At 76.3% G+C, this 784-nt stretch carries 1 pseudogene; it reads left to right on the forward strand.

The features are described from left to right. Positions 1-572, forward strand: a pseudogene (locus K6I34_RS37640) (SAM-dependent methyltransferase); the annotation flags it as partial. Between the last annotated feature and the right edge of the window lie 212 nt (positions 573-784).

A 784-nucleotide genomic window follows, 5' to 3' on the forward strand; every position in this document is an offset into this window, starting at 1 on the left:
GGCCCACCACCACCGTCGGCGAACTCGCCCGCGCGGGCGCGCTCGTGCTGCGCGCGGGCGGCCCCGGCACGGCCCCCGCCGACGGCACACCCGCGCCGCCCGTCCTCACCGACTACGACGTCAAGGCGGGCACCGGCCCGACCGGTGTCCTCCCCGAAGGCCCGGCCGAGGAGCCCGTCCTCGTCGAACGCGACGACATCGTCGTGCCCGTGCTCGGCGACGGCACCACGGTCCGGGTCGTCGACGAGGCCACCGCGGGCGCCGCGCTCGGCCGCGGCCTGTTCCTGCTGCGCCCCGACCCGGCCGCCCTCGACCCCTACTTCCTCGCGGGCTTCCTGCGCGGCACCGCCAACCAGCGCCAGGCCAGCAGCTACGCGTCCACCGCGACGCGGCTCGACGTACGGCGACTCCAGGTCCCCCGGCTGCCCCTGCCCGACCAGCGTCGCTACGGCGACCACTTCCGCGCGCTCGCCGCCTTCGAGACGGCGCTCACCCAGGCGGAGCGCCTGGGTGAGCAACTGGTCCAGGGCCTCTACGACGGCTTCACGTCCGGCGCGGTCCACCCGGCGTAACGGTTCTTTGGGGGGTCGGTGCGCTTGCGCTCCGCGCGCGGCAGCCCGTCCGTCGTGGCTGGTCGCGCAGTTCCCCGCGCCCCTAAAAGCCGCCCACGAGCTCGGTCACCCTGCCCGTCCGGCGTCTGCAAGCGCGTCGCTGGTTGCTCGCGCAGTTCCCCGCGCCCCTGACGGGGCGTGCCCGGACGGGCGGAGAGCCGACAGCGGACGTG

Source organism: Streptomyces sp. UNOC14_S4, assembly GCF_020740835.1.
Lineage (GTDB): Bacteria > Actinomycetota > Actinomycetes > Streptomycetales > Streptomycetaceae > Streptomyces.